General features: G+C 64.2%; 26 protein-coding genes. 11 read left to right on the forward strand and 15 right to left on the reverse strand.

The features are described 5' to 3' along the window. Positions 1-58 precede the first annotated feature (58 nt). Positions 59-790: a DUF4198 domain-containing protein gene (locus tag RTP54_RS04625; RefSeq protein ID WP_312361306.1), complete on the reverse strand. Its 732-nt coding sequence runs from the start codon at positions 788-790 to the stop codon at positions 59-61. Positions 791-930: 140 nt separating this feature from the next. Between RTP54_RS04625 and RTP54_RS04630 the strand changes: the two genes are divergently transcribed. Then, the gene (locus tag RTP54_RS04630; RefSeq protein WP_312361307.1) at positions 931-1,551 is read left to right on the forward strand and encodes a glutathione S-transferase family protein; all 621 of its coding nucleotides are present in this window, start codon (positions 931-933) and stop codon (positions 1,549-1,551) included. A 146-nt stretch (positions 1,552-1,697) separates the two neighbouring features. On the opposite strand, the gene RTP54_RS04635 is transcribed toward RTP54_RS04630, so the two are convergent. Beyond that, positions 1,698-2,624: a bestrophin family protein gene (locus RTP54_RS04635; RefSeq protein WP_112817440.1), complete on the reverse strand. Its 927-nt coding sequence runs from the start codon at positions 2,622-2,624 to the stop codon at positions 1,698-1,700. Between the two features lie 175 nt (positions 2,625-2,799). On the opposite strand from RTP54_RS04635, the gene RTP54_RS04640 reads away from it, so the two are divergent. Further along, positions 2,800-3,378 (forward strand): dihydrofolate reductase family protein, encoded by a 579-nt coding sequence (locus RTP54_RS04640; protein WP_312361309.1) that lies wholly within the window; start codon positions 2,800-2,802, stop codon positions 3,376-3,378. Positions 3,379-3,412: 34 nt separating this feature from the next. On the opposite strand, the gene RTP54_RS04645 is transcribed toward RTP54_RS04640, so the two are convergent. Beyond that, on the reverse strand, positions 3,413-3,799 hold the full coding sequence (locus RTP54_RS04645) for an MmcQ/YjbR family DNA-binding protein (protein ID WP_112832627.1): 387 nt from the start codon (positions 3,797-3,799) through the stop codon (positions 3,413-3,415). Further along, positions 3,796-3,999 carry a hypothetical protein gene (locus RTP54_RS04650; RefSeq protein ID WP_112808418.1) on the reverse strand — a complete coding sequence of 68 codons (204 nt, stop codon included), beginning with the start codon at positions 3,997-3,999 and terminating at the stop codon, positions 3,796-3,798. Before RTP54_RS04650 ends, RTP54_RS04645 begins: the two co-directional genes overlap by 4 nt. Before the next feature lie 90 nt (positions 4,000-4,089). On the opposite strand from RTP54_RS04650, the gene RTP54_RS04655 reads away from it, so the two are divergent. Further along, a complete protein-coding gene (locus RTP54_RS04655) occupies positions 4,090-5,031 on the forward strand; it encodes a LysR substrate-binding domain-containing protein (RefSeq protein ID WP_312361310.1) in 942 nt (313 codons plus the stop codon). Positions 5,032-5,053: 22 nt separating this feature from the next. Here the strand turns inward: RTP54_RS04655 and RTP54_RS04660 are convergent, their stop codons facing one another. Beyond that, positions 5,054-5,713 carry a glutathione S-transferase family protein gene (locus tag RTP54_RS04660; RefSeq protein ID WP_312361311.1) on the reverse strand — a complete coding sequence of 220 codons (660 nt, stop codon included), beginning with the start codon at positions 5,711-5,713 and terminating at the stop codon, positions 5,054-5,056. Between the two features lie 207 nt (positions 5,714-5,920). On the opposite strand from RTP54_RS04660, the gene RTP54_RS04665 reads away from it, so the two are divergent. The 4 genes from RTP54_RS04665 (at position 5,921) to RTP54_RS04680 (ending at position 11,279) form a co-directional block, all read left to right on the forward strand. After that, a complete protein-coding gene (locus RTP54_RS04665) occupies positions 5,921-6,286 on the forward strand; it encodes a hypothetical protein (RefSeq protein ID WP_312361312.1) in 366 nt (121 codons plus the stop codon). A gap of 152 nt (positions 6,287-6,438) precedes the next feature. After that, a complete protein-coding gene (locus tag RTP54_RS04670; RefSeq protein ID WP_312361313.1) occupies positions 6,439-7,815 on the forward strand; it encodes a PepSY domain-containing protein in 1,377 nt (458 codons plus the stop codon). Positions 7,816-7,984: 169 nt separating this feature from the next. Next, entirely contained in the window at positions 7,985-10,318 is a 2,334-nt protein-coding gene (locus tag RTP54_RS04675; protein ID WP_112808409.1) for an EAL domain-containing protein, read from the forward strand. A 172-nt stretch (positions 10,319-10,490) separates the two neighbouring features. Beyond that, positions 10,491-11,279, forward strand: a complete 789-nt coding sequence (locus RTP54_RS04680) for a L,D-transpeptidase family protein (RefSeq protein ID WP_112817446.1) — start codon at positions 10,491-10,493, stop codon at positions 11,277-11,279. Between the two features lie 159 nt (positions 11,280-11,438). On the opposite strand, the gene RTP54_RS04685 is transcribed toward RTP54_RS04680, so the two are convergent. Further along, positions 11,439-11,915, reverse strand: a complete 477-nt coding sequence (locus RTP54_RS04685) for a MarR family winged helix-turn-helix transcriptional regulator (RefSeq protein WP_312361314.1) — start codon at positions 11,913-11,915, stop codon at positions 11,439-11,441. A gap of 117 nt (positions 11,916-12,032) precedes the next feature. On the opposite strand from RTP54_RS04685, the gene RTP54_RS04690 reads away from it, so the two are divergent. Then, positions 12,033-12,455 (forward strand): organic hydroperoxide resistance protein, encoded by a 423-nt coding sequence (locus RTP54_RS04690; RefSeq protein ID WP_312361316.1) that lies wholly within the window; start codon positions 12,033-12,035, stop codon positions 12,453-12,455. 138 nt (positions 12,456-12,593) lie between these two features. On the opposite strand, the gene RTP54_RS04695 is transcribed toward RTP54_RS04690, so the two are convergent. After that, complete coding sequence (locus RTP54_RS04695; protein WP_025426258.1) at positions 12,594-12,806, reverse strand: alkylphosphonate utilization protein; 213 nt, start codon at positions 12,804-12,806, stop codon at positions 12,594-12,596. 97 nt (positions 12,807-12,903) lie between these two features. Then, positions 12,904-14,466 carry a helicase HerA-like C-terminal domain-containing protein gene (locus RTP54_RS04700; RefSeq protein WP_112808402.1) on the reverse strand — a complete coding sequence of 521 codons (1,563 nt, stop codon included), beginning with the start codon at positions 14,464-14,466 and terminating at the stop codon, positions 12,904-12,906. Between the two features lie 358 nt (positions 14,467-14,824). Between RTP54_RS04700 and RTP54_RS04705 the strand changes: the two genes are divergently transcribed. Then, positions 14,825-15,217: a DUF2780 domain-containing protein gene (locus RTP54_RS04705; protein WP_112808400.1), complete on the forward strand. Its 393-nt coding sequence runs from the start codon at positions 14,825-14,827 to the stop codon at positions 15,215-15,217. A gap of 87 nt (positions 15,218-15,304) precedes the next feature. Here the strand turns inward: RTP54_RS04705 and RTP54_RS04710 are convergent, their stop codons facing one another. The 3 genes from RTP54_RS04710 to wrbA are packed head-to-tail and all read right to left on the reverse strand — an operon-like array spanning position 15,305 to position 17,789. Further along, positions 15,305-15,949: an MBL fold metallo-hydrolase gene (locus tag RTP54_RS04710; protein ID WP_312361326.1), complete on the reverse strand. Its 645-nt coding sequence runs from the start codon at positions 15,947-15,949 to the stop codon at positions 15,305-15,307. After that, entirely contained in the window at positions 15,949-17,157 is a 1,209-nt protein-coding gene (locus RTP54_RS04715) for an MFS transporter (RefSeq protein ID WP_312361328.1), read from the reverse strand. The genes RTP54_RS04710 and RTP54_RS04715 overlap by 1 nt, the downstream gene beginning before the upstream one ends. After that, entirely contained in the window at positions 17,157-17,789 is a 633-nt protein-coding gene (gene wrbA / locus RTP54_RS04720) for an NAD(P)H:quinone oxidoreductase (RefSeq protein WP_312361330.1), read from the reverse strand. Before wrbA ends, RTP54_RS04715 begins: the two co-directional genes overlap by 1 nt. Before the next feature lie 128 nt (positions 17,790-17,917). Here wrbA and RTP54_RS04725 point away from each other — a divergent pair, with 128 nt between their 5' ends. Beyond that, positions 17,918-18,826 (forward strand): LysR family transcriptional regulator, encoded by a 909-nt coding sequence (locus RTP54_RS04725; protein ID WP_312361331.1) that lies wholly within the window; start codon positions 17,918-17,920, stop codon positions 18,824-18,826. 10 nt (positions 18,827-18,836) lie between these two features. Here RTP54_RS04725 and RTP54_RS04730 read toward each other — a convergent pair whose 3' ends face one another. The 3 genes from RTP54_RS04730 to RTP54_RS04740 all read right to left on the reverse strand — a co-directional run bounded on the left by RTP54_RS04730 (position 18,837) and on the right by RTP54_RS04740 (position 22,217). Continuing rightward, positions 18,837-19,997: an MFS transporter gene (locus RTP54_RS04730; protein WP_112808391.1), complete on the reverse strand. Its 1,161-nt coding sequence runs from the start codon at positions 19,995-19,997 to the stop codon at positions 18,837-18,839. Positions 19,998-20,112: 115 nt separating this feature from the next. Beyond that, a complete protein-coding gene (locus RTP54_RS04735; RefSeq protein ID WP_312361334.1) occupies positions 20,113-20,949 on the reverse strand; it encodes an aldo/keto reductase in 837 nt (278 codons plus the stop codon). An 86-nt stretch (positions 20,950-21,035) separates the two neighbouring features. Further along, complete coding sequence (locus tag RTP54_RS04740) at positions 21,036-22,217, reverse strand: MFS transporter (RefSeq protein WP_312361336.1); 1,182 nt, start codon at positions 22,215-22,217, stop codon at positions 21,036-21,038. 139 nt (positions 22,218-22,356) lie between these two features. On the opposite strand from RTP54_RS04740, the gene RTP54_RS04745 reads away from it, so the two are divergent. Then, positions 22,357-23,250 (forward strand): LysR family transcriptional regulator, encoded by an 894-nt coding sequence (locus RTP54_RS04745; RefSeq protein ID WP_312361338.1) that lies wholly within the window; start codon positions 22,357-22,359, stop codon positions 23,248-23,250. A 33-nt stretch (positions 23,251-23,283) separates the two neighbouring features. Here RTP54_RS04745 and tam read toward each other — a convergent pair whose 3' ends face one another. Further along, complete coding sequence (gene tam / locus RTP54_RS04750; protein ID WP_112832632.1) at positions 23,284-24,057, reverse strand: trans-aconitate 2-methyltransferase; 774 nt, start codon at positions 24,055-24,057, stop codon at positions 23,284-23,286. Positions 24,058-24,069: the final 12 nt, after the last annotated feature.

The raw sequence follows: 24,069 nt of genomic DNA on the forward strand, positions 1-24,069 counted from the left end.
CGGGACCGTCGCTTGTCATCGCGCGCGCCGAGGGGCGACGCCAGCGCGGAGCCAACGACTATTCGTGCACGTGCGGCTCGGCGACGAAGGTCAGCGTCGCAGTCAGACCCTTCTTGTCGGCGGCGGTATCCCCTTCCAGGGGAATGGCATGGCTGACGGCAAGAATATTCACGCCGGCATTGCGCAGCGCCACTTCGGTTTCGCCTTTCGCGTCCGTTTTTTCGGTAACGAGCTCCGGCAGTCCGGCGTAGTCGATGGTGATTTCCTTGCCTTCGAGCGGCTTGCCGTCAAGCAGCAGGCGGACGCGAAATTTCTCGCCCGGCTTCAGGCCGATCGGGTTGTAGAGCGGCACGATCTGCAGTGGCTGGGCCGGGAAGGCGGGCATGTCGCCATGCACGTGCACGAGCGCGATGCTGTATTTCACCGAGTGACTGGCCTGCTTGGCGCCGGGAACCTCGCTCTTCGGCTTGTTGACCCATTTGCCGTCGGAGCCCTCGCTCCAGTAGCCGTTGTCGAATTCGAGCGCGAGCAGGGCCGGTTCGCCGTCGAGCTTCAAAAGCGCATGGCTGCCGGCCGGCTCGATCGTGACCGGCAGGGCCTTGCCGTCTTCGCCGAGCGCAGAAACGGATTTCACTTTGGATGGGTCATAGGCTTCGTCGGCGGGGCCATGGCCGTAGATGACGGCCAGATCGCCCCAGCGCTCGCCGATCCAGGCGCCGTGGGCAAATGCCGGCGTGGTTGCGGTGGCCAGCAGGCCGGCGGCAAGCAGGGAGGAAATGAAGGCTTTCATGAGCAACTCCGAAATAATGTTATAACGTAACGTTCACTTTGTATTGAAGTCGGATTTGGCTTGTCAACCGGGGCGACTTCATTTCTTCTGCGGCGCGAAAGACGGCCTCACGGCCGAGGTTGAATGGCAAGGAGAGTAACGTGCTGAAATTGTTCTACACCCCGGGAACCTGCTCGCTGGCCTCGCACATCGCGCTGGAGGAGACGGGCGTCGATTACACGGCCGTGCCAATCGATTTTTCCAAGGCCGAGCAGACCAAGCCCGATTATCTCGCGGTCAACCCGAAGGGCCGCGTGCCGGCGCTCGTCACCGATCGGGGCACGATTACCGAGACGCCGGCGATCCTGACCTATATTGCCCAGAGCATGCCGCAGGCGAAGCTGGCGCCGCTTGACGATCCCTACGAATTTGCACGGATCCAGTCGTTCCTGAGCTATCTCTGCTCGACCGTGCATGTCGCCCATGCCCACGGCCGGCGCGGTTCGCGCTGGGCCGACGACCCGGCGGCCCACGAGGCGATGAGAGCCAAGGTTGCCACCAACATGACGGATTGTTTCCAGCTGATCGAAACGTCCATGCTCGCCGGTCCGTTCGTTGCCGGGGACAGCTACTCGATCGCCGACCCCTATCTGTTCACGATTGCCGGCTGGCTCGAGCCGGATGGCGTCGACCCGGCCCGCTTCCCGAAAATCCTCGATCATCGCAATCGCATGACGCAGCGGCCAGCGGTCGCCCGGGTTCTCGAGGTGCTGAAGGGCTAGGTGCGCGGCCGCCGTCCGGCCAGTCTCTCCGGCAGGTCGAGCGGAGGTTCGTCCGCCCAGGCGGCGAACTCCTCGTAGCTGATCTTGTCGTCGATGATGGCGCGGACGAACAGCCAGCAATAGGCTGCCGGAACTAGGCCTGCACGCTACATCAGCATGTAATCCTTCGGCTTCGGCAGTGGAGGCAGGTCCGTCTCCCCCAGCGCTTCGCGCAGGTTGATCTCGATCGTATCGGCAAGCGCGACGATGGGCAGGTCGTTCGGCAGGGTGCCGAACGGTTCTTCAAGTTCGTCGCCGAGCGCATCGAGACCGAAGAAGGTGTAGGCGACGAGTGCCGTGACGAATGGTGTCGCCCATCCGAGCGCGTCGGCGAAGCCAAAGGGCAGCAGGAAGCAGAAGAGATAGGCGGTGCGGTGCAGAAGCAGCGTGTAACCGAATGGAACCGGCGTGTTGCGAATGCGCTCACAAGCGGCAAGCATCGCCGACATGCGCCCGACCGTGGCATCCAGCATCATAAATTGGATATCGCTGATCCTGTCGGTGGCGCGAAGCTCGGCGAGAATGGCGCCCATTTCGCGCAGCAGCAGGTCGGGAGCGTTGCGGCTGGTCCCGTAAGCGGGCAACAGGTCTGGCGGCAATCTCTGCAGCGCCTTGTCCGTCGGGCTGCCTGGCCTGAGGTGGCAGACCAGCGTCTGCGCAAAGGCGATCGCCAGATTGAGCAGCTGCGCACGCGCGTTGTCGCCGCCGTCTCGTCCCCTTTCGTCGAGGATCAACGTCTGGCGGGCGAGATCGCGGGAGACGAAGATCAGCTGTCCCCAGTCCTTGCGGGCCTCCCACCAGCGGTCGTAGCAGGCATTGTTGCGAAAGCCGAGAAACACGGAAAGGGCAATACCGAGAAGCGCGAAGGGGCCGCTGTTGACGCTCGGAACCGCATCGGGGAAGGCCTGGTGCGACCAGACGACGGCAGCCGACAGCGCAAAGACGAACAGCACCTGCGGGAAGATCCGCTGGATCACCGAACCGCGCAGGATGAAAAACAGCTTGAGAAGACTGGGGCGGTCGCGAACGATCATCGGTGAATACCCGTACGGCAAGGATCAGGCATCGGTATAGGCGGGCGGCGAAAATTGGAAGAGTGCGCGATGTCGCGCCGCTTCGGATGATCGGACCCCGATATTATTTCCGGCACCGTGTCGGCGTGCCGGCGTCCCGCTCGTCCTTGCCATGAGGATGGTAGAGGAGACGACGATGCGCAAGGTTGTTGCCGGCATGCAGATGTCCATCGACGGCAAGATCGATGGTCCCGATGGTTATGCCGATTGGGTGGAATCCTGGTCGGACACGTTTGATCTCCTGCCCGAGATCGATGCCTGTGTGCTGGGAAGGGGCATGTACCAGGGCTACGAGCAGTACTGGACGGCCATCAAGGCCGACCCGCTGAGCCCGCTCGAACTCAGCGGCCAACTGCCGACGGCGGAGGAAATCGAATACGCCGATTTTGCCCTGAGCACGCCGCACTATGTGCTGTCCGGGACGCTCGACGGCGTCCGTTGGGCAAACACGACGGTGTTGCGCGATGCGGGCGACGTCGATGCTCTGCGGCGGAAGCCCGGCAGGATCATCTATGTCGTCGGCGGCGCGCAGACGGTGTCCGGCCTGCTCGACCGTGGACTGATCGACGAATTGCGCCTGACCATTCATCCCTTGGTGGCGGGCGAGGGCAAGGCGCTGTTTGCAACGATCGCCGGGCGTCATCGGCTGAAGCTGACGGATGCGCAGTCGCGTGCCGACGGCACCGTCAGCCTCGTCTACGCCGTCGGCAGTTGACCTCAGCCATGGCGGTGCCCGACGCTGGCTTCCTCTAGCCGGGGAAGCCAGCCGACAGTTTGCGCGGCGCTTTCTCGCGCCAGGCGGCAATCAGCCTTTGCGTCAGGCTGGCGTCGTCGATCGCCTGCAGGCGCACCAGCATGGCCGGCCAACCCTTGTAGTGATCGGTTTGGAAGAACAGCGCCGGATCGAGCTCCAGCAACATGTCCTTTTCCTCCAGCGCGCACATGACCACGAGGGTTTCGGCATCCTTCATGCGCGCGAAACTCTTACCCTTCACGAGCAGTGCGGGTGTGCCGTAGGAGGTGCCGAGCGACACCTCCGGCAGGCCCGCGGCTTCAGCCAGTTTCGCCACCCGGGTGAAGGGGCCTTCGAGGTCTGCGACCATGCCGGCACCGGGCGCTGCGGGCGGATGGCTCATCGTCCACCTGCCGGCGTTCCGTCGCAGTCGGCGGCCTTGGGCCAGGGCCAGCCGGGGAAGGGCAAGTCGCCCAATTCGCGACCGTCCATCCGTTCGAGGTCGGGATGTCGCAACGGATCGCGCGCCCAGAAGAGCAAGGTGTCCTGTCGGCTTTCGCTCAGAAATCGGGTCGGTTTCAGCAGGGAGAAGATATTCAGCATGGCGGACCGTCCTTTCCATGACTGAGAGCATCTGCCTGTCCGGCCAATCTTTCAATTGAGATTGCCGAAGATCAGGTTTAGAAAAACTAAATGAGAGAACTGAACGCCATCCACCTGAACGGCTTGCGTGCGGTCGAGGCGGCGGGGCGTCTCGGCTCGCTGGCTTCAGCTGCCGACGAGCTGGGAGTGACGCCGGGCGCCGTCAGCCAGCAGATCGCCAAGACCGAGGCCCAGCTCGGGCGTATCCTGTTCGAGCGCACGGCGCGCGGGCTGGTGCCGACGGATTTCGGGCGGCTGTTCCTGCCGCGCCTCAGCGGCGCTTTCGGCGAGCTGGCAGAGGCGGTCTCATCGGCGCGTCGACGGGATGAATCGGTGCTGACGATATCGGTGGCCCCGGTCTTTGCCGCCCGCTGGCTCGTCTATCGGCTCAACCGTTTCGCCGAGCGCCACCCGGACATCCGCCTGCGCATCGACGCGACCACCAGATTGGTCAATCTCGACACGTCGGATGTCGATGTCGGCATTCGCGTCGGCGACGGGCGCTGGCCCGGGGTCAGGTCGGAGTTGCTGTTGGAGCAGGAGGTGTTTCCCGTCTGCTCGCCGGCGATGGCGGAAAGCCTGCGTGAGCCTGCAGATATTCTAAAGATCCCAGCCGTCATCGACGGTCATTCGATGTTTACGTGGGAGATCTGGCTTCGCGAGGTCGGGCTTTCCGGCGCCGAACTCGGGGTCCGCCATATCTTCAACGAGGCTTCGCTCGTGCTCGACGCGGCGATCGCCGGCCAGGGCGTGATGCTCGCCTGGCAGACGCTAGCCGGCTTTGCGGTGACCGAGGGCCGCCTCGTCGTTCCCTTCGGCATTCGCGCCAGTACCGGCTTTGGCCACTATTTCGTCAGCTCGCCCGCAAGGCGCGAGAGCAAGGCGGCCGCGGCCTTCAAGCGCTGGGTGCGCGACGAGGTCGAAGAGGGCATGCGGTTGCTCGACCTCAAGGCGCCACGCGCCAGTTTTGTGCGACCCCCGACGGACCGCTGATGTCGCTCTGATCGCCGCAGACCTATGCGGCCTCGTGTGACCGGGCCTCCATCATCGCCTTGAAGGCCGGGCGCGACTGGCATCGCTCGAGCCATGCCTTGACCCTGGGGTGCAGGTCGAACAACACGGTCTGGCTCATGGCATAGCGGAAGACTTCCGACAGGTTGAGGTCGGCGACGGTGAAACGCTCACCGACGATATGGTCGCGGCCATCGAGGTGGTTTTCGAGAAAGGCGAAGGCCTTGCCCAGGGCGGCGACGGCCGTCGTGATCTTGGCCCTGCCTTCGTCGGAGTTTTGGGTGCCGGCGTCATGGGTCAGGATGATGCGAACGGCGTGCGGCTCGACCTCGGTGGCCGCCCACATGGTCCAATTGCCCATCAACCCTTCTTCGCGCAGATCGGCCGGTGCCAGCGGTCCGCCATACTTGCGGGCGAGGTAGAGATTATTGGCAAGCGATTCCGTCAGCACTAGGCCGTCGTCTTCGATCGCCGGGATCAGGCCCATCGGGTTGATGGCGAGAAAGCTTGCCGACCGGGTGTTGACGGGCGCGTCGGCTGCCAGCGGATCGGCCAGCCGGTATGCCTGCACGACCGGAACGGACTTGAAGGCGATGCCGAGTTCGCCCGCCATCCAGTAATTGCGCGACGCGCGCGAGCGATAGACCCCATAGATCGTCAGCATGTTCGGTTCCTCCCCGTTTTCCTGTTCCACGTCATAGGCAAACGCGCGGGCCAGAAGAAGTGGCAGGCGCAGATACCGGACATGAATTCTTTTGATGAAACGATTGCTGCGGCGCCTTGCCCGCTTGTCATTCAAGCCTTCGCGCTCTAGCAATCCCCACAACGATCGGGGGCTTGATTGACGCGACAGCGGCGAGAATGGGTGAGGATGGACCTGCCGGCGCGCATCTTGTGCGCGCTGCTGCTCGTCCTTTCCATCCTGGCTCAGCCGCCCGCCAGCGCTGCCATGCCGGCCACGCCGGAAATGGTGGCCTATATGCTGCCCGACGGATCGTTTGCAGACCTCTGCCTGACCGGGCACGACGAGCCCGATGGCAAGGGCGGCACCAGAAGCCATGGCTGCCAGTCCTGCTGCATCGCTACACCCGTGGCCCTGCCGACTCCGCAGGCGTTCCACGGCAGGCGCTCGTCCGAGGTTTTTGCGCGCTCGCTGCTGGCAGCCGAGCTTTTGCTTGCCCGACCAGTGCTACTGACCGGCCTGGGGCCGCGCGCGCCACCACAAATCCCCGCCTGATCTCAGCCTGACGGCTTGAGCCTCAGACAGCGGCGCCGCCATCGAGAGTAGCTCGACAGGCGCGGCCGCCCCTGGTCCGGCTCAGCCGACGCATTCACTCATCAGCAAGGGGAAGTCGCTGTCTTCATGTCGACCTTCCCCGGGGGACACCCATGACGACTGCATCTTTTTCCGGCGCCAAGCGATTGCCCGATGTTGCTGCGCGCGGCATTTCGCTCTATCGCGCCATCTGGCGCTGGCATTTCTTCGCCGGCCTGCTGGTCATTCCCTTCATGATCAGCCTCGCCGTGACCGGTGGGCTCTATCTCTTCAATGACGAGATCGACGAGACCCTGTTTGCCTACCGCAACATTGTTCCCGTCGGGGAGGCCACGTTGCCGCCATCGGCCATTGTTGCCAATGCCATCGAGGCCGTGCCCGGTAGCGCGGCCGTTGCCTATCGCACGCCCGCTGGCGCCGACCGGTCGGCGCGCGTGACCGTGGGTGTCGGCCCGGGCCGGATGATGGTCTATATCGATCCCTATACCGCCGACATTCTCGACATGGTCGCACCGAACGACGAGTTCAATCGGGTGGTCGAGGATCTGCACAGCCTCGACTATTTCGGCAAGCGCGTGGAAACGATCATCGAGATCGCGGCCGGCTTTGCGATCCTGCTCGTTTTCACCGGCATCTATCTCTGGTGGCCGCGACAGCAGACCGGGGGCGTGATCAGTGTGCGCGGCACGCCGGCGCGGCGGGTATTCTGGCGCGACCTGCATGCCGTCACGGGCATCGCGTCGGCGCTACTGATCGTCTTTCTCGCCTTTTCCGGCCTGCTCTGGTCCGGCTATTGGGGATCGACCGTCAACGGAAAGCTGACGGCGGCCGGCATGGGCTATCCGGTCCAGCTCTGGGACGACGTGCCGACCTCGCAGAAGGTGTCGACCGATGTTCTCTCCAAGGCCGGCTGGCTCGTGGAAAACGCCCCGGTCCCGATGTCGACCACCGGCGGCAGCCCGCTGCCACCCATCGGTATCGATAGGGCCGTCGCCATTGTCGACGGGGCGGGCATGCTGCCCGGCTACGAGCTGGCAATGCCGGGCGACGACACCGGCGTCTATACCGCAGCGATTTTTCCGGCGGATCTTTCGCGCGAACGCACGATCCATATCGATCAATATTCCGGCAAGCCGTTGGTCGATATCGCCTTTGGTCAGTATCCGCCGCTCGGCAAGGCGATCGAGTGGAGCATCAACGTCCACAAGGGGCAGGAATGGGGGCTGTTCAACCAGATCCTGATGCTCGTGACCTGCGTGGCGATCATATTCGTGTCGGTCTCGGCGGTCGTGATGTGGTGGAAGCGGCGCCCGGCAGGCCGCATAGGCGTGCCGCCGATGCCACCGCGACGCAGCGTCTACGCAGGATTGTGGCTGATGGCGCTGGTGTTCGGCCTGGCCTTTCCGCTGACGGGCATCGCCATCGTTGTGATGATCATTGTCGACCAGGCGCTGATGCTGGTTCCGGCATTACGCCGAATTCTATCCTGATCTGGCATGGGGCGGCTCGCGCCGCCCCATGTTTCCGGCTATGCTGGGAGGCGAAATGCAACCTCAACACGATTTCATCCGGCTTATTTAGGGAAGACTAACCTTTCGCTGCCTATCGTAGGTTGGAGAAAATCAGACCGCTTTCGACAGTGCGCTCCGGAGGCCTTGCTTGGCGAAGAACCCGTCCCGCAATCCGCGCTATGCGGCCCTCAACGCGGGCGGCAACCAGGACACGCGTCGCCTGATCGATGCGAGCAATCGTCTGGCCGACGAGATGAGCCGGATCTTCCCGGCCGATCCCGATATCGCCGACCGGCACTACTGGCTGGAAACCATCATCAATCACGTGCCCGACTATATCTACGCCAAGGATATCGAGGGCCGGTTTCTCATCGCCAACCAGGTGACCGTCGCCGACAATGGCCTGGAGGCTCTGAGCGACATCATCGGCAAGACCGATTTTGACCTGCATCCGCCGCATCTGGCCAGGATCATAGCCGACGTCGAGCGCCGGGTGATCGAGACCGGCGAGCCGATCTTCGGCATCGAAGAGCGTGCGCTGATCAGCAAGGGGCGCGACCGCTGGCTGATGACCTCCAAGGTGCCGCTGCGCAACAAGGCCGGCAAGGTCATCGGCATCGTCGGCGTGTCCCGCGACATTTCCGATCGAAAGGCCTCGGAACGGCTGCTGGAGGGGCAGGCGCATCTCCTGGAGATGATCGCCAACGGCCGGCCGCTGGAAGAGTTCTTCCGGGAACTGATCCTGCTGATCGAGGCGCTGGTGCCGCGCATCCGCGGTTCGATCCTGATGCTTTCGGCCGATGGTCGCCACCTGCTCCATGGCGCGGCGCCGAACCTCGACGAAACCTATTGCGGCATGATCCACGGCCTGGAGATCGGGCCGAAGGCGGGCTCCTGTGGCACCGCCGCCTGGCGCGGCGAACAGGTGATCGTTGCCGATATCTTCGAGGATCCGCTGTGGGAGGATTGTCGCGAGGTCGTGCGGCCTTACGGCTTCAGGGCCTGTTGGTCGACCCCCATCCACTCTCGCGAGCGGAAGGTGCTCGGAACATTCGCCCTCTATTCGGAAGCGGTCTGCGTTCCCGACGACCAGCAAAAGGAGCTGATCGCCATGGCCGCGCATCTGGCGGGTATCGCGATCGAGCGCAAGCAGGCGGAAGACCGCATCAGCTTCATGGCGCACCATGATGCGCTCACCGGTTTGCCGAACAGGGCGTTGTTCGAAGAGCAGGTCGCCGAGGCGCTGGAAACGTTGCGCGGGACCGCGCAATGGGCGGTGCTCGCCTTCCTCGATCTCGACAACTTCAAGCTCGTCAATGACACGCTCGGTCATGCAGCCGGCGACGAACTGCTGAAGGTGACCGCGGTGCGCATGCGCGCGTCGGTGCGCAAGTCCGATATGGTCGTGCGCGTTGGTGGCGACGAGTTCATCCTGCTCCTGAACGGCTTGCCCTGCGAGCGCGATATCGTGCTCGCCCGCCTGGAGGATATTCGTGCGGCAATCGCGGCCCCCATGCAGATCAACGGCCACAGCCTTCAGATCACCTGCAGCATGGGCGTTGCCTGTTTCCCCAATCAGGGCAGGACGGTGGGTGAATTGCTCGCCAACGCCGACATGGCGATGTATCGGGCTAAGGAGCTCGGTCGCAACAATCTGCAGGTCTTTACCGAGGAGATGGCGGCCAAGGCGCACGAAAAGCTGCTGAAGCAGGCGGAGCTGCGCCAGGCGATCGCCCGCGACGAGTTCCTGCTGCATTTTCAACCGCAGTTGAACCTCGAGACCGGTCGTGTGTTCGCCGCCGAAGCGCTGCTGCGCTGGCGCCATCCCGAGCGCGGCATGATTTCGCCCGGCGATTTCATTCCGCTTGCCGAAGAAACCGGGCTGATCGTGCCGATCGGCGATTGGGTGCTGCGCGCCGCCTGCCGCCAGTGCAAGGCGTGGCATGAGGCCGGTCTGCCGCTGTTGATCGTCAGCGTAAACGTGTCCGCGCGCCAGTTTCGCGAACGAAACTGGGCGACCCGTGTCGAGGCGGTGCTGGCCGAGACCGGGCTTGCGCCCCGGTTCCTCGAGCTTGAGCTCACAGAGAGCCTGATCATGCAGGACGTGCCGGGGGCGCTTGCAACCATGCACGAGCTGGAGGCGATCGGCGTCCATCTGGCGATCGACGATTTCGGCACGGGTTATTCGAGCCTCAGTGCCTTGAAACGCTTTCCCGTCCGCCGCCTGAAGATCGACCGCTCCTTTGTCGAGGATATTCCGGCCGATGCCGACGACATGGCGATTACCGCTGCGATCATATCGCTGGCGCAAAATCTCGGCCTCAGGGTCATTGCCGAGGGCGTCGAGACCCAGGCGCAGGTGGATTTCCTGCGCCGCAGCGGGTGCGACGAGATCCAGGGCTATTTCTTCAGCCGGCCGCTTGCGCACGCCGACTTCGAAGCGTTGTTGCGACAGCCTGCCATCAGGGCCGAAGCGCTCTGAGCAACGACACCCCTGCGCTGTCGGAAACGTGATCCGGCGTTTGCTGACACAAGCTTCGGTCCAGCCGTAGATGCCAACCTTCTTGAATTGGGCGGGTCTGCGCGAATCGTTTCGTTAATCAATTTCGTGCAGCACTCCAGTTCGTCGCCGCACTCAAGCCTTTCAGAGTTCGATGTCCTCTTCAGCCATTTTCTCCCGCCGCCAGTTCCTGCGCACCTCCGGCATCGCACTTGCCTCGGCAGGTCTCGCGAGCTGCACGTCCTCGATGAACACCGACCGATTCCGTCAGGAGACGGCGCCGGTGTTCCGCAACCCCGCGCTTGAAGGGCGCTGGGTCGATCCGCGCGACGGGCGCGTCCTTGAAGGTCCGATCAATGAGGGGCTGCAGCCGACGGGCCTGCCGCCACAGAGCGCCTATTACGGCGACATCTATGCCGCTGTCGACGATGGCGGCTACCAGATCCCGGCCGTGCCATACCGCCAGATTGATGCGCGCTTCTACCGCCAGGAAGTCAGCGACCCGTTCGGCGAGCGCCCGGGCACCATAGTGGTCGATACCGGCGACCGGTTTCTCTATCTGATCCAGCCAGGTGGGCGCGCCTTGCGCTACGGCGTTGGTCTCGGCCGCGAAGGATTTGCCTGGAACGGCCGCGGCGTCATCCAGTGGAAGAAGAAGTGGCCAACCTGGACACCGCCCGATTCGATGATCGCCCGCCAGCCGCAGCTGGCGCGGTATTCCGCCAGCAATGGCGGCATGGCACCGGGGGTCAGCAATCCGCTGGGCGCCCGCGCGCTCTACATCTTCCAGAACGGTCAGGACACGTTGTACCGCGTGCACGGTTCGCCCGAGTGGAAGTCGATCGGCAAGGCCGTGTCCTCGGGCTGCGTGCGCATGCTCAATCAGGACGTCATGGACCTCTATGATCGCGTGCGCGGCAAGGCGCCGATCCTCGTCGTCTGATCGGCGCTGCTGGCACATGCTTCAGAATTGACCGGGTGCTAAGACAAGGCGCCCGAGAGATGGCGCCGGTTTTTGCATAGGCAAATCAGGCGCGCGTCACGCGGTCAGAGAGCCTCGATACATCTGAAATGGAAACGTGCCCGGCCTTCGGCGCTGCGGTCAGCCTTCGCTGGCTCCAGTGGAAAGCCGCCGCGTCAGCTGATGCAGGGTTTCCCTGATCTCGCCGGCTTCCTCCAGGCTGCAGCCCGACATCTTGCCGATATCGGCGAGAATGCCGAAGGCCTCGGTCTTGAGATCGCGGCCCTTGTCGGTCAGGCTGACGATCACCTGCCGCTCGTCACCGGGATCGCGCTTCCGCCCGACATACCCGGCCGCCTCCAACCGCTTGAGCAGGGGCGACAGCGTGCCTGAATCCAGGCCGATCTCCTCGCCGATCCGCTTCACCGTCATTTCGTCCCGTTGCCAGAGCGCCAAAAGCACGAGGTACTGCGGATAGGTGAGGCCGAAACGGTCGAGCAGGGGCTTATAGGCCCGGTTGAAGGCGTGCGCGGCGGAGTAGACGGCAAAACAGAGCTGTTTGCCGAGCGTCAGCGCCTCGTCGGAAAGCGCTTCGAATTGTGCCGCCTTGGTCGTCATGGCACTATTGTCGCAAATTCGGGCCTGAAGTGCAATTTGCAAAATTAATTTGCGTGCAATTTAATTTTGCGATATCAAATCTGCATCGACAACGGAAATGCAACGGAGACCCCGCCAATGCCTATTCTTTATCGCACCACCGCATCCGCAACCGGCGGCCGCGCCGGCCAGGCCAAGAGCGCCGATGGCGTTCTCGACGTTACGCTGACCGTTCCGAAGGAACTGGGTGGCGATGGCGCCCGCGGCACCAATCCCGAACAGCTCTTCGCTGCCGGCTACTCCGCCTGCTTCCTCGGCGCGCTCAAGTTCGTCGCCGGCAAGGAGAAGGTAAAGCTTTCCGACGACACCACGGTGACGGGAACGGTCGGCATCGGCCCGCGTGAAGACGGCACCGGCTTCGGTATCGACGCTGCGCTCGAGATCACGTCGCCGGGCGTCGACAAGGCGGTTCTCGAAGATCTGGTCCAGAAGGCGCATATCGTTTGCCCCTACAGCCACGCGACCAAGGGCAACATCGACGTCAAGCTGACGGTCGCCTGAGGCCTTTCTCCCATCCGGAAACAAGAAAGCCCGGCGGGTCGGTTCCCGCCGGGCTTTGTCTTATTGCCTGGTTGCCAGCGCGCACAATCGAAGGACGGGGAGGGACGCGATCGTCTCCTTGATCCGCCGGCGGCGGCATCAGGCCTTCTTCAGGAATTCGGTGCGCAGCACGAGGCCCTTGATCTTTTCGACCCGGCACTCGACCTCGTCGGGATTGTCGGTGAGCCGGATGCCCTTGACCACCGTGCCGCGCTTCAGCGTTGTCGAGGTGCCCTTGACCTTCAGGTCCTTGATGAGGGTGACGTTGTCGCCGTCGTTGAGGATGGCGCCGTTCGAATCTTTCACGTCCATGGTCTGTTCCTTTCAAAAAGCGGCGACGCCCTGATCCGGAGGGACCAGGGCGTGTCGAAATCGTCATTCGTGTCGACTTGGTCGACGAAGTTCGCCGTCAGCGCCTGCTGAGGCTGCCGAGGATGCCGCGCACGAGCGCGCGGCCCACCTGAGTTGCAACTGTGCGGGCGACCGATTTCATCGCCGCTTCCACCACCGTCTCGCGCTGGTATCCTGATGACTTCGGGCGGGCCTGTTTTCCGGCGGGTGCCGCCGGCTCGTCGTCGCCGAAGCCCGGAAGTGTCCAGCGGCTACCCCCGGTGTTGGCCTCGACCGGTTCCGGCTCGGACTGCTGCTGCGCTTCGGCTGCCTTCTTCGCCCGCGCCGTCAGCATTTCATAGGCGGATTCCCGATCGAAATCTTCGTCGTACTGGCCGCGCACGGGGCTGACGTCCATCACCTTTTGCCGCTCCTCCGCCGTCAGCGGGCCGACGCGCGATTGCGGTGGGCGCACCAGCGTGCGTTCCACCATTGACGGCGCGCCCTTGCCCTCGAGCGTAGAGACCAGCGCCTCGCCGGTGCCCAGATTGGTGATGACGGTCGCGCAGTCGAACGCGGGGTTGGGCCGGAAGGTGTCGGCGGCGGTCTTGACCGCCTTCTGGTCGCGCGGCGTATAGGCGCGCAGCGCATGCTGCACGCGGTTGCCGAGCTGGCCGAGGATCGTTTCCGGTACGTCGAGCGGGTTCTGCGTGACGAAATAGACGCCGACACCCTTGGAACGGATTAGGCGGACGACCTGTTCGACGCGCTCCGTCAGCACCTTCGGCGCATCGTTGAAGAGGAGATGCGCCTCGTCGAAAAAGAAGACGAGCTTCGGCTTATCGGGATCGCCGACTTCCGGCAGTTCCTCGAAAAGCTCCGACAGCAGCCACAGCAGGAAGGTCGCATAGAGGCGCGGGTTCATCATCAGCTTGTCGGCGGCCAGCACCGAGATCGCACCGCGCCCGTCATTGGTCGTGCGCATGATGTCGGTGATCTTCAGCGCCGGTTCGCCGAAGAAATGTTCCGCACCCTGCTGTTCCAGGATCAGGAGTTCGCGCTGGATCGAACCGACCGACGCCTTGGAGATGAAGCCGAACTGGTTGGAAAGCTCGGTGGCGTTCTCGCCCATGTAATTGAGGAGTGCCTGCAGGTCCTTGAGGTCCAGAAGTGGCAGTCCGCCCTTGTCGGCGATCTTGAAGGCGATGTTGAGGACGCCTTCCTGTGCGTCGGTCGCGTTCATCAAACGCGACAGCAGGAGAGGGCCCATTTCCGACATGGTGGTGCGGACGCGGTGACCCTTTTCGCCGTAAAGATCCCAGAAGATCACCGGGAATTCCTGGAACTCGTAGGGGTTTGTCGGCAGGCCGATCTGTTCGGCACGCTTGGTGATGAAATCCTTCGGCTCGCCGATCGCGCCGATGCCCGAAAGGTCGCCCTTGACATCGGCGCAGAACACCGGAACACCCGCGTTCGAAAACCCTTCCGCAAGAATCTGCAGAGTGATGGTTTTGCCGGTGCCGGTTGCGCCGGTGATGAGCCCGTGGCGGTTGCCGAATTTCAGATCGAGGTACTCGCCTTTGTTGATCGTATCGTCCGGCTTGCGGCTGGCGCCGATAAAGAGCTTGCCTTCTTCCACCATGTGGGCTTCATCTCCGTTTCATCAATGAAAGCGGGCGGTTCGCGGCTAACCTGCCGAGGCCCGTCATCGAAATGTGGCTCGCCCCTGTTATAGGCGGTGGCGCCTCACCCGGCAACAAGGCGATTGCGGCGCGCAACCGCGAAAGACGCCGGTACGGCAGAGCCGATCGGTCGCATTGCCAAGCGATCGCGCGCGTGAAACGATCGCCGCGACCTTGTGGAACCGTGTTGCGGCGGACGGCGCAAAGGACCGCTTGAATGCCGGTGGATTGCCCGGCATTCCGTCCATCGTCGCTTGTTATTTGAGATGTGATCATTTACCTTGACGTCAACGTCAAAATTCAATGAGGGAGTTTTCCATGAATGAACTGGTCACGCGCGTAGCGGAGAATGTCGGTCTGGAGCCTGCGACGGCTGAAAAGGCTGTCGGCATGATCCTCGGTTTCCTGCAGCGCGAAGCAGCTGACGGTCCGGTCGCCCAGATGATCGCATCGATCCCGGGCGCGACCGACCTGATCGCCCAGTACAACGGCGAAGGCTCGGGCGGCGGCGGTCTGCTCGGTGGTCTGATGTCGGCGATCGGCGGCGGCGGTGTCATGGCGCTCGGCCAGCAGTTGATGAGCCAGGGCCTCGGCATGGGCGAGATCACCTCGCTTGCCAAGGAAACCATCGCATTCGCCAAGGAAAAGGCCGGCGCCGACGTCGTCGACGAAGTCGTCGCCTCGGTCCCGGGTCTCAGCCAGTTCGTCTGATCCCGTTCCGACGTGATCAAGAAAAACCCACCGGCGCCCGCGCCGGTGGGTTTTTTTGTTGCAGGACGTTGCCGCCGCGATCGAGGTTCAACCGTCAGCGCCGTGTTCCAGTCGGCGCATCATCGCATCGATCTGTCGCTCCGTTTCCCTTGCACTTGTTTGATGAAACGGCTGCCCCTTGGCCAGGCTCGGCACCAGCACGTCGAAGGAGAGCGTCTTGATCAGCGCCAGCGAGGCGAGATAGGCGAGCCGGTCGCTGCCGGGCAGGACGGCGCCGATCCACCGCCCTTCCGTGAGGAAGACCGTGTCGCCGCTGAACAGATACCGTCTTCGGCCATCGTCCCAGAGAAAGCAGGCCGAGCCCGCCGTGTGCCCCGGCGTGGCGACGACTTCGAAATCCGCGAAATGCGCCTCATGGTCGGCAAAGCCACCACCCATACGGCAATGGGCGAGGATCTGCTGTCGTTCGCGTTCCGGCCCGAACAGCGGTGCGTTCAGGTTCTCGCAGGCCCAATCGCAGGAGGGCATCGCCTGGTGGTGGTGGTTGATGTATTGCCGGGCGAACGGGCCGGCCGCCAGCAACCCGTCGGCCTCTTCGGCCAGCCGCCGCGAGGCGTAGACGAGGAGGTTGCCGCCCTGACGGCGAAGAACGAAGGCGCGACCAGTGAAGTCCGGTGCAAAGCTCAACCGCTCGGCGCCGGCAGCGTAGAGGGTGTCGAACAGATGCTCCATCACGCTTTCCCTTTAGCGGTGTTCCGAAGAACGCGATCGAGGGTGGTGGCAAGAAAGACTGACAAGGCCGCACCCGCGGCGATGAAGGCCGCGCCCGACGTCCAGCCGTAGGCGTCGATTGCGGCTCCGACCGCGACCGGACCGACGAGCTGCCCGAGATTGCTGCCCTGCATCAACAGACCCATCGCCATCGGCGCGAGCGCCGGCCGGGGCGACAGCATCGGGACTGTCGAGATCAAGGTTGCGGGGATCAGGCCGCCGACGGCCGAAAACAGTACACACAGTGCAAAGGTTAGCGTGTCACCGGATTGAGACAGGAAGATCCAAATGCCGGTGGCCCCCATCAGCGTTGCGGCAATGATGACCAGACGGCCGCGGCCGACGCCCCGAGACAGCATTGTGCCTGCTGCAAGATTGCCGATGACATTGGCAAAAGTGATCAGGGCACCGAGCACCCCGGCCGTTCCAAGCGACACGTTCATGCGCGTAACGAGCAGGATTGGCAGGAAGCTCGACAGTGTGAAGGACATCAGGCTGAAGAGGGCAAAAAGGGAAAAAAGCAGGACGGGTCCGCGGCTTGTCAGCGTCGTCGTCGCATCGGCACGCAATCCGGCGACGGAGGCGCGTGGCCCGGCCAGCGAGGGCGAAATCACCGCGATGACGGTCAGCAGGCTGACAAGCGCGACGAGGCCGTTGACCCACCAGATCGTCTGCCAGCTTTGAAACAGCGGCCCCGAAAGCATGGCAATCGCCATGCCCGCCGGCATGAAACAGCTCCAGAGTGCAAAGACGATATCGCTGCGCGCGGGAGCGACGATGCGCATCAGGATCGCCGGGCCGGCGACGACCACGAGCAGGAAACCGAAGCCCTCGAGGATGCGCGACAGGATCAGCAGCGTGAAATTTGGGCTCGCTGCGCCGATCAGGATGCCGACGAGCAGAATGCTCATGCCGACGGCAAGCATGCGCCGGTCACCGACGGCGGCAACCATGGCGCCCGCCGGCATGCCGCCGACCACGCCGACGATCGCAAAGACGGAGGTGATCCAGCCGAGTGCCGTCAGGTCGAGCCCGAGATCGGCCATGAGCAGCGGACCGGCGATCAGCCCTTTGCCGACCTGCATCGCTGCGACCATGCCGGCCGCAACGACAGCGGTGACGGCGATCCAGTCGGTTCTGTGCGAGCCGGAAGCAATGACCGCCGACATCAGGCAAGCTCCGCCACGCGCGCCCTGCCGGCAACCAGCGCCGCCGCCAGTTCGGCGACGTGGCGGCCCTGGAAGCGCGCGCCATCGAGTTCGTTGGCGCTCGGCTGCCGGTCGCCGCCATGGCCGTCGTCGGCAAGCGTCGAGGCGCCATAGGGCGAGCCGCCGCTGATCTCGTCCATGCGCATCTGCCCCTTGAAGCTGTAGGGCAGGCCGACGATTACCATGCCGAGATGAAGCAGCACGGTGTGCGTCGCCAGGATCGTCGATTCCTGGCCGCCATGCTGGCTGCCGGTCGAGGTAAAAACGCTGCCGATCTTTCCGACGAGCGCGTCTCTGGCCCAGACGCCGCCCGCCTGATCGAGAAAGTTCTTCATCTGCGCCGCCATGTTGCCGAAGCGGGTCGGGGTGCCCAGAATGATCGCGTCGTAGTCGGCGAGTTCGGCCACGTTTGCGATGGGCGCATCCTGGTCGCGCTTGTAGCCGGACTTGATCGCGACGGCGTCGGGCACGATCTCCGGCACCCGCTTCAACGACACGCTTGCGCCCGTGGCGCGGGCACCTTCGGCGACGGCCGCGGCCATCGTCTCGATGTGGCCGTAGGATGAGTAATAGAGCACGAGGATCTTGGCCATGTCGTTTTCCCTTGTTCCGCTTGCGCCGACGTCGGCGTGTTTGCTGCTGCTGGTGTCAGGGAGAATGGCGGCTTTGATTGATCTGAAAAGTGAGATAAAATGCATCAAACTGATCTATAGGATCGATCATGATTGATGCTTTGACCCTCGACCAGATGCGGACATTCGTGGTGGTGGCCGAAAGCGGCAGCTTCCGCTCCGGGGCCGCCAGGCTTTCGCGCGTCCAGTCCGCCGTCAGCCACGCGATCGCCAATCTCGAAGCCGGGCTCGGCGTTTCGCTGTTCGATCGTTCCGGTCACCGGCCGGTCTTGACACCGGAAGGACGTGCCTTGCTGGCCAACGCCCGCGATATCCTGCTGCGCGTCGATGCCATGCGCGCCCGCGCGCGTGGTCTTGGCGAAGGGATCGAGCTGGAACTGTCCCTGATCGTCGATACGTTGTTCCCGATCGCGACCGTCGGCGCTGCGTTGAAGGAAATGCGGGTCGCCTATCCGTCCGTCGCCATCCGACTTGCGGTCGCGCCGCTCGGCGCACCGCTGGACGGTCTGATCGAGCGGCGCTTCACGCTCGGCATCATGGTGGGCGAGGATTTTCGCGATCCGGCCATCGGCCGGCAGGCGCTGGCAGACGTTCACCTGACCGCGGTCGTCTCCGCCGGGCATCCCCTCGGCCTGAGCGCTGTCAACGGCGTGCTCGGCAGCCCGGAACTCGCCGACCATCTGCAGATCGTCCTGTCGGACCCTTCGCAGCGCTCCGAGGGGCGCGACTTCGGCGTGATTTCGCCACAGACCTGCCGCGTCGGCAGCCAGGATGCCAAGCATGCGATGATCCTCGCTGGCCTCGGCTGGGGGCGGCTGCCGCTATGGCAGGTGGAGCGGGATCTGGCCGAGGGCCGGCTCGTCCGCTTGCCGACGGCCTCGCTCGGCCGCAACAGCCAGGTGGCGGCGGAAGCCTATCTTGTTCACCGGATCGATGAGCCGCTCGGGCCGGCGGCCCGCGTCTTTGGCGAGGCGCTTGCCCGGCTTTGCAGGGCCTGATCGCCGGCTGCTATCGCCGACCGGCGACGGCGAAGATCAACGTGGACACCACCAGCACCAGGCCGACGCCGAGCGGACCGGCCGCGGGATTGATCAGCGTCATGAGAGAGCCGGTGGCGCCCGAGCCGGCCGCACTGCCGGCGGCATAGGCAAGCGCGAAGGCGGCGCTTCCGGCCACCAGCATGCTGCCGCGATACTGCTCGCCGAGCATGGTCAGCGCCGCCGTGTAAAGCGCGAAGCTGGCAGCGCCGATCAAGGCGAACAGCGCCAGAAGCAGCGGCGCGGACGCTACAAGCGGAATGGCGAGATAACCGGTCGCCGCCACGGCCGCCGCCGAGATTGCGACGCGTCGGCGGGGCAATTTGTCGAGCAGCACCCCGATGAAGGGCTGCGCCAGCGCTGTCGGTACGGCGAGCACGGTGACGCTCAAGGCGGCAAAGGCCTGGCTGTGGCCGGTCTTGACGAAGTAGACAGGCATCGCCGAGATCGCGGCGATATCGGCAAAGCCGAACATCAGCACCATCAGGATCAGGATCGGCGCATGCCGGAAGAAGGCGAAAAGATCGCGCGTCGACGACGGCTCAGGCCGTGTCCGTGCCCCCATCGTCAACAGCCCGGTGAGGAAGGCGACAAGCGCTATGTAAATGGCGAGCAGCGCAAAGCCGAGCCCGCCGCTGGTGCCGAGAAGCGGGATCGCCAGCGGCCCGGCGGCAAAACCGCCGCACATGCCAGCGCCATAAAGGCCTGACACCCGTCCGCGCAGCCGGTCCGGACAGGCCGTGTTGAGCCACGCTTCGCCCAGCATGAACACCATGCTGACGAAGAAGCCGAGCGCGAAGCGGGCGATGAACCAGACCGGAAGCGACGACGTGGACGCAAGCGTCGCCAGGCAGAGCGAACAACCGCAGAGGCTGGCGATGATCAGCCTGTCGGCGGAGGCAAGCCGTGTCAAATGTCCGAGCAGCAGGGTCGCCGCCGCAAGCCCGGCGGCAAAGCCCATGGCATTGAGGCCAATCGTGGCGGCAGAGACGCCGCGGCCCTCGAGCGAAAGCGAGATCAGCGGATAGGTGAGCCCTTGCGCGACGGAAAAGGCGGTGACGCCCAAGACGACGGCGATGATCGCCGGCCAGTCGGGAGCGAAGTCGCCCACCTCAACGGTTTTCGACGTCATCGGCCCCTCCCTCAGACGGTGCGTCTCCTCGGGAGATCGGCTCCCGCCAAGGGATCTGCATAGATCATCCGCCGCCGGTTGGGAACTCGACCGGCGACGGATCGGCAAACAATTGTCAGGCGGCCCTATCCCAGACCGGTGACAGGCCCTCGGGGCTGACGATGCGGCCATCCGGGCGGGCGAGGCCGTGGATTGCCGCCATCTCGCCGTCGCCGAGCGCGAAGTCGAAGATGTCGAAGTTTTCCTTCAGCCGCTCGATCGTGGCCGTCTTGGACAGCGTGATCACGTCCTTCTGCTGCACCAGCCAGCGCAAGGCCACCTGAGCGGCGGTCTTGCCGTGGCGCGCGCCGATTTCCTTCAAAAGCGGATCGTTGGGGATCTTGCCGTTGGCCATGGCGTAATAGGCCGTGATCGACATGCCGTGCTTGCGGGCGGTATCGAGCACCTTCGTCTGGTCGAGATAGGGATGGTATTCGACCTGGTTGGTGGCGATGGGCGCATCGCTGAGTTTCACCGCCTCTTCCATCTGAGCGGTGTTGAAGTTGCTGATGCCGATATGGCGAACCTTGCCGGCCTTCTTCACCTCGTTCAGCGCGCCGATGCGTTCGGCCATCGGAACGTCGCTACCGCCCGGCCAATGCAGCAGAAGCAGGTCGACGTGATCGGTCTTCAGCTTCTGCAGGCTTTCGTCGACCGAAGCGACAAAGTCGCGGTGGGCGTATTTGTCGACCCAGACCTTGGTGGTCAGGAAGATGTCGGCGCGGGCGACGCCCGATTTGTGGATGGCTTCGCCAACCTCGGCCTCGTTGCCGTAGATCTGGGCGGTATCGACGTGGTGGAAGCCGAGTTTCAGCGCTTCCGGCAGCACGCGCAGCACGTCGGCGCCGGGCATGCGAAAGGTGCCGAAACCGAGCGCCGGGATATTGGCGCCGTTGGAATTGACCGAGTGCATGGGGAACTCCTTGTTTTCAAAGTGCGCCCGGCCAGCGGCCGGGCGGGAAAGAGGCGAAGCTATAGGTGGGCCAGATGGCCGCCTGGTCAAGCCGGCTGGGCGACGGTTTCTGCCTTGCGGTCGAGTACGCCGCTCAGAAGCGTCAGGAGAAGGGCGCCGACCACCAGGACTGAACCGACCATCGGCGTCATGCCGAGGCCGAGCGACGAGGCGACGATGACGCCGCCGAGCCAGGCGCCGATGGCGATGCCGAGGTTGAAGGCGGCGATGTTGAGCGCCGAGGCGACATCGACGGCGCCGGGACGGTGCTGCTGGGCGAGCTGCACGACATAGAGCTGCAGGCCGGGGACGGTTGCGAACGACAGGAAGCCGAGGCTCGCCAGCGTCACCAGCGTCAGGACCTGCGACGTCGCCGTGAAGGTGAAGAGCGCAAGCACGATGGCTTGCGCCAGGAACAGGCCGACCAAAGCCTTGACCGGATCGCGGTTGGCGATCTTGCCGCCGGCGATGTTGCCGATGGCGATCGCGACGCCGTAGAGCACCAGGATCAGGCTGACGGCGCCCGCGGAAAAGCCGGTGATCTCCTGCAGGATCGGCGCCAGGAACGTGAAGGCGACGAACGTGCCGCCGTAGCCGAGTGCGGTCATGGCAAAGACGATCAGCAGCCGGCCGGAGCCGAGAACGCGGACCTGGTCGATCAACCTTGCGGCCGGTGCCTTTGTCAGCGTGTTGGGCAGAAGGGTCGCGATGGCTGCAAGGGCGATGACGCCGAGCGCGGTCACGGCCCAGAAGGTGGCGCGCCAGCCGAAGGTCTGGCCGATCCAGGTGCCGAGCGGCACGCCGGTGACGATCGCGACCGTCAGGCCCATGAACATCATGGCGATGGCGGAAGCGCGGCGATCCTCGGGCACGAGGTCGGCGGCAATGGTGGCGCCGACCGAGAAGAAGACGCCGTGGGCAAAAGCGGAGATGACGCGGGCGACGAGCAGCAGCTCGTAGCTCGGCGACAGGGCGGCTGCGGCATTGCCGATGATGAACAGTGCCATCAGGCCGACGAGCAGCGGCTTGCGCTCGATCCGACCGGTCAGCGCCGTCAGGACAGGCGCCCCGAAGGTGACGCCGAGCGCGTAGACGCTGACGATGAGGCCGGCAAGCGGCAAGGTGATGTGGAGGTCGTCTGCAACCGTTGGCAACAGGCCGACGATGACGAATTCGGTGGTTCCGATCGCATAGGCCGCGACCGTCAGGGCAAAGAGCGCAATGGGCATGGCAAGACCTTTTCCCGTCCGGCTGGGAGGGGCCGGGCGTTTTGGCGTTGATGTGTTGAGCGGAATATGAGGGCGGAGAGCTTGCGCGATAATCCGCATAATCGGATAAATGGCTATGAATTGATTTCAAAGGCGAGTGATGGACAATCGGGCTGGTGAAATGGAAGTGTTCGTCGCGGTCTGTGAAACGCGCAGCTTCTCGGCTGCCGGCCGGCGGCTGAGGCTATCGCCGTCCGCCGTGAGCAAGCTGGTCACGCGCATCGAGGACCGGTTGGGCACGCGCCTGCTGGTTCGCTCTACCCGGACCCTGCAGCTGACGCCGGAGGGCGAGGTCTACCTGCAGCGCGCCCAGCGCATCCTCACCGAAATTGCCGAAACCGAACAGCTGGTGGCTGCCGGCGGCAGGCTTTCGCCGCGTGGCCTGTTGCGAGTCAACGCCTCGGTTGGCTTCGGCGAACGCTACATCCTGCCGCTCGCGCCCGAGTTCCTCGAGCGCTATCCGGATGTCAGCCTCGATCTGACCCTGACGGACAGTCTGATCGACGTAGTCGGCGAACGGGCCGACGTGGCGATCCGCACCGGCCCTTTGCGCGATTCGTCGCTCAAAGCCCGCAAGCTGTTGGAGAGCCGGCCCGTGGTCATTGCCTCGCCGGCCTATCTCGAAAGGCATGGCGTGCCGCGGACGCCGGCCGACCTGCAAAATCACAATTGCATTCGCTTCAATTTCCGCCGCAGCGTCGACGAATGGGCGTTTCGTGCGCCTGGCCAAAGCGCGATCGAGCTTCTGTCGGTCTCCGGAAACCTTCATGTGTCGAGCGGCGCGATCGTGCAGCAACTCTGCCTTGCCGATGTCGGCATCGGCCGTATCGGCCGCTTCCACGCAGAGCCGGATCTGGCGGCGGGACGACTGGTGGCACTTCTGGAGGATTACCGGCCCGACGAAATCGAGACGGTCTACGCCGTCTATGCTGGCCACGAACATCTTGCCGCCCGCATCCGGGCATTCATCGATTTCCTGGTCGAGCGGATCTGATGCCGGCCGGCCATGTGCGTCCGGCCGACCAACCTAGTCGGCCTTGACGGCGACGACGAAAAACCGGGGAAAACGCAGGAGCACCCGGCCGTCGCTCAGGGCCGGGTAGGCCTCACGGATCCGGTCCGTGTAGGCTGAGGAAAAGGCGTCGCGCCGCTCCGGCGGCAGCGCGTCGAGATAGGGGCGCAAGCCCGTGCCCTTCACCCATTCGACGATCGCTTCGGCGTTTGCCAGCCGGTGATAATAGATCGTGTGCCAGACTTCGATGTGGGCGGCGTGCTTGGACAGGCGCTCGACGTAGGCCGATGGCGCCGGCAGCGGATTGCGCCGGATCGTGCGGCCGGCGAAGGCATCGGCGAATGCAGCGCTGCGAGCCGTTTCTTCCATCAGCAGATGGGTCGCCTGATCGACATTGTCGGGCATCTGGACGGCAAGCGTGCCACCGGGCGCAAGCGAAGCCGTCAGTCTTTCGAGAATGTCGAGATGGTTCGGCAGCCACTGGAAGACGGCATTGCCGTAAAACAGCGAAGCGCCCTTGGGGGGAGCCCAGGTCGCGAGATCGGCCTTCTCGAAGGTCAGGCCCGGCAGCCGCTTTGCGGCCGCAAGCAGCATGTTGTCGTCGCTGTCGAGGCCGGAGAGGGTGGCGTCCGGAAACCGCTGGTGGATCAGTTCGGTCGAATTCCCCGGACCGCAGCCAAGGTCGAAGGCTGGGCCAGACGGCAGGTCCGGAACCTGCGCGAGCAGGTCGCGCGCCGGGCGCGTGCGTTCGTCTTCGAATTTCAGGTATTGCGATGCCGACCAGGCCATGGAGACAAATCC

The organism is Ensifer sp., assembly GCF_031989085.1.
GTDB lineage: Bacteria > Pseudomonadota > Alphaproteobacteria > Rhizobiales > Rhizobiaceae > Ensifer.

Coding starts and splice junctions, on each gene's coding strand:
- RTP54_RS04625 (WP_312361306.1), bottom strand. CDS start 790: ATGAAAGCCTTCATTTCCTCCCTGCTTGCCGCCGGCCTGCTGGCCACC.
- RTP54_RS04635 (WP_112817440.1), bottom strand. CDS start 2,624: ATGATCGTTCGCGACCGCCCCAGTCTTCTCAAGCTGTTTTTCATCCTG.
- RTP54_RS04640 (WP_312361309.1), top strand. CDS start 2,800: ATGCGCAAGGTTGTTGCCGGCATGCAGATGTCCATCGACGGCAAGATC.
- RTP54_RS04645 (WP_112832627.1), bottom strand. CDS start 3,799: ATGAGCCATCCGCCCGCAGCGCCCGGTGCCGGCATGGTCGCAGACCTC.
- RTP54_RS04650 (WP_112808418.1), bottom strand. CDS start 3,999: ATGCTGAATATCTTCTCCCTGCTGAAACCGACCCGATTTCTGAGCGAA.
- RTP54_RS04655 (WP_312361310.1), top strand. CDS start 4,090: ATGAGAGAACTGAACGCCATCCACCTGAACGGCTTGCGTGCGGTCGAG.
- RTP54_RS04660 (WP_312361311.1), bottom strand. CDS start 5,713: ATGCTGACGATCTATGGGGTCTATCGCTCGCGCGCGTCGCGCAATTAC.
- RTP54_RS04665 (WP_312361312.1), top strand. CDS start 5,921: ATGGACCTGCCGGCGCGCATCTTGTGCGCGCTGCTGCTCGTCCTTTCC.
- RTP54_RS04670 (WP_312361313.1), top strand. CDS start 6,439: ATGACGACTGCATCTTTTTCCGGCGCCAAGCGATTGCCCGATGTTGCT.
- RTP54_RS04680 (WP_112817446.1), top strand. CDS start 10,491: ATGTCCTCTTCAGCCATTTTCTCCCGCCGCCAGTTCCTGCGCACCTCC.
- RTP54_RS04685 (WP_312361314.1), bottom strand. CDS start 11,915: ATGACGACCAAGGCGGCACAATTCGAAGCGCTTTCCGACGAGGCGCTG.
- RTP54_RS04690 (WP_312361316.1), top strand. CDS start 12,033: ATGCCTATTCTTTATCGCACCACCGCATCCGCAACCGGCGGCCGCGCC.
- RTP54_RS04695 (WP_025426258.1), bottom strand. CDS start 12,806: ATGGACGTGAAAGATTCGAACGGCGCCATCCTCAACGACGGCGACAAC.
- RTP54_RS04700 (WP_112808402.1), bottom strand. CDS start 14,466: ATGGTGGAAGAAGGCAAGCTCTTTATCGGCGCCAGCCGCAAGCCGGAC.
- RTP54_RS04705 (WP_112808400.1), top strand. CDS start 14,825: ATGAATGAACTGGTCACGCGCGTAGCGGAGAATGTCGGTCTGGAGCCT.
- RTP54_RS04710 (WP_312361326.1), bottom strand. CDS start 15,949: ATGGAGCATCTGTTCGACACCCTCTACGCTGCCGGCGCCGAGCGGTTG.
- RTP54_RS04715 (WP_312361328.1), bottom strand. CDS start 17,157: ATGTCGGCGGTCATTGCTTCCGGCTCGCACAGAACCGACTGGATCGCC.
- wrbA (WP_312361330.1), bottom strand. CDS start 17,789: ATGGCCAAGATCCTCGTGCTCTATTACTCATCCTACGGCCACATCGAG.
- RTP54_RS04725 (WP_312361331.1), top strand. CDS start 17,918: ATGATTGATGCTTTGACCCTCGACCAGATGCGGACATTCGTGGTGGTG.
- RTP54_RS04730 (WP_112808391.1), bottom strand. CDS start 19,997: ATGACGTCGAAAACCGTTGAGGTGGGCGACTTCGCTCCCGACTGGCCG.
- RTP54_RS04735 (WP_312361334.1), bottom strand. CDS start 20,949: ATGCACTCGGTCAATTCCAACGGCGCCAATATCCCGGCGCTCGGTTTC.
- RTP54_RS04740 (WP_312361336.1), bottom strand. CDS start 22,217: ATGCCCATTGCGCTCTTTGCCCTGACGGTCGCGGCCTATGCGATCGGA.
- RTP54_RS04745 (WP_312361338.1), top strand. CDS start 22,357: ATGGACAATCGGGCTGGTGAAATGGAAGTGTTCGTCGCGGTCTGTGAA.
- tam (WP_112832632.1), bottom strand. CDS start 24,057: ATGGCCTGGTCGGCATCGCAATACCTGAAATTCGAAGACGAACGCACG.